Origin of the sequence: Arthrobacter sp. AQ5-05 (genome assembly GCF_003287975.1) — a bacterium.
GTDB lineage: Bacteria > Actinomycetota > Actinomycetes > Actinomycetales > Micrococcaceae > Paeniglutamicibacter.
In genome coordinates this window covers 1-2421 of the sequence record NZ_QMKQ01000064.1, presented here as the reverse complement: position 1 = coordinate 2421, position 2421 = coordinate 1, and the positions used below count along the sequence as shown (strand labels likewise).

Here is a 2421-nt window from a genome sequence, read left to right as displayed (position 1 = left end):
GCCACCGCGGAAATCTGCGGCGTCTCACACAACACCGTCCGCGCGTTCATCAAAGACCGCGACGAGGGCCGGCAGCCCGGCCGGGACCGGCGCACCTCCACCAAGGCCGAACCGTTCACCGAACAGATCGAGGCCTGGGTCAAGACCTCCCAGGGCAAGATCCGCGGGGACATCGTCCACGAGCGGCTGGTCAACCTCGGATACACCGGATCGGCGCGCACCACCCGCACCGTCCTGGCCAGGCTCAAGGCCGAGTACCGGGCTGCGGGGGCCCGTCCGCACCGTCCGTGGTCGCCGGAGCCCGGGCTGTGGCTCCAGTACGATTTCGGGGACGGCCCGGTCGTCGACGGCGCCAAGACCGTGCTGTTCTGCGCCTGGCTGGCCTTCAGCCGCTTCCGCATCGTGTTCGTCATGCGCGACCGGCAGGGACCGAACGTGTTCTCGGCCCTGGACCGCGCCTTCCGCCTGCTCGGCGGGATCCCGACCTATATTCTGACCGACAACGAGAAGCTGGTGACCATCGAGCACGTCGCCGGGCTGCCGGTGCGCAATCCGCAGGCAGTGGCCTTCGCCCGGCACTACTCCACGGTGATCCACACCTGCCGGCCGGCGGACCCCGCCACCAAGGGCGGGGTGGAGAAAACCGTGGACCTGGCCAAGGCCGATATGGTCCCCACCGATGCGAACCTGCTGCCCGCCTACGACACGTTCGCGCAGGTGGAAGCGGCGTGCCAGGCGTTCATGGACAAGGTGAACAACCGGGTCCACGCGGCGACCCTGGAGATCCCGGCGCAGATGCTGGAGAACCTCGAACGGGCCACGCTGCACCCGGTGCCTGCCGAGCCGTTTGCGCTTGCGCTCGGCCACGGGCGCGTGGTGCCGCCGAACACCCCGATGGTGGTGTTCGAGAAGTCCCGTTACTCGGTCCCGCACCGCCTGATGGGCCAAAGCGTCTGGGTTCGGCGGTCCGGAAACGACGAGATCGTGATCGTGCACGTCGGGCCCGAGGGACCCCGCGAAGTCGCTCGCCACCGGGCGACCCGCCCCGGGGTTCCGGCGGTGATCGACGCGCACTTCCCGCCGCGGCCCGCTGGCTCCCTGGAGCGGGAACCGAAGGGCAAGAACGGTGCCGAGCTGGCGTTCCTGGACATCGGCGAAGGCGCGAAGCTCTGGCTGAAGGAGGCCACCGGTGCCGGGGTCGGCAAGATCCGCGAGAGGATGGCCGCGGCGGTGGAGGTCGCCAAGTTGCTGGGGGCCACCAGCGTCGACCACGGGCTGGGCGCCGCCGCGGTGCACCACCGCTTCACGCACGAGGACCTGCTCTCGATCATTGAGAGCAGCCGGGCCCCCGGCTACCTCGCCGACACCCGCACGGTCACCGACCCGAACCAGATCCTGGCCCAGGGCACCGGCGCCTGGGCCGGGTTCGGCACCACCGACGACGAAGACACCACCGACACTCAGGAGCACGACAATGCCCGCTAGCACCACCACCGCCCCGGGCATCGGGGCCGTCATCGAGTTGATGCGCACCAACCGCATGCCGCACGCCCGGGCCATCGCCGAGGACGTGCTGGCCACGGCCAAGGCCCAGCGCTGGGACCCCGCCGAGGCCGTGCGGGTCCTGCTCGAGGCCGAGGCCACCGGCAGGAACAAGTCCATGCTCGACACCCGCCGCAAGCGCGCCGGGTTCCCCTCGGGCAAGACGTTCGAGGCCTGGGATGCGACACTGTCGAGCATCCCGGCGGCGACCACCGACTACCTGCGCACCCTGGAATGGGTGCGGCGCAAGGAGAACCTGATCGCCTGCGGCCCCGCCGGCACCGGCAAGTCGATGCTGCTTGAGGCCCTGGGGCACCAGGCCATCGACGCGGGCATGAGCGTGTCCTGGCTGAGCATGGAGGACCTCGGGTCCCTGGTGCGTCGGCACCGGATCGACGACAGCGTGAGCAAGGCCATCACCAAGGTGACCAACGCGGATTTGGTCTGCGTCGATGACATCGGGCTGCTTCCGGTCTCCGACGACGCCGCCCAGGGGTTCTACCGGGTGGTGGATGCCGCCTACGAAAAACGCTCCCTGGCCATCAGTTCCAATATCCACCCCGCTGGCTTTGACCAGCTGATGCCCAAGACCATCGCCACGGCCACCGTGGACCGGCTGCTGCACCACGCCCATGTCTGCCAGACCAGCGGGGAATCGATCCGGCTGATCCAGGCGCAGTCCGGGAAGGGGACGATGCCGATGGGCTAGCGACCGGAGCAGGATTCGGGGCGCCGGCGGCCATCAGCGCGGCGCCCCGAACGGCCGGTCAAAACCGTTGCCGCCAGCGGTCAATGGCATTGCCGCCCATGGTCAGCGAGACTGCCGCCAGTGGTCACTTTCGGTTGCCGCCAGTGGGCAGTTTCAAACTGCCGTTGACA

2 protein-coding genes are annotated in these 2421 nt (G+C 69.3%); both read left to right on the top strand.

Features of this window, described 5'->3' with window-relative positions:
• Positions 1–1485 (top strand): IS21 family transposase (gene istA / locus DQ353_RS20965; RefSeq protein WP_113765120.1); only part of this gene is annotated, 1485 nt, incomplete at its 5' end.
• Positions 1475–2251, top strand: a complete 777-nt coding sequence (locus DQ353_RS20960) for an ATP-binding protein (protein WP_113765119.1) — start codon at positions 1475–1477, stop codon at positions 2249–2251. The genes istA and DQ353_RS20960, both read left to right, overlap by 11 nt.
• The last annotated feature ends 170 nt before the right edge of the window (positions 2252–2421 follow it).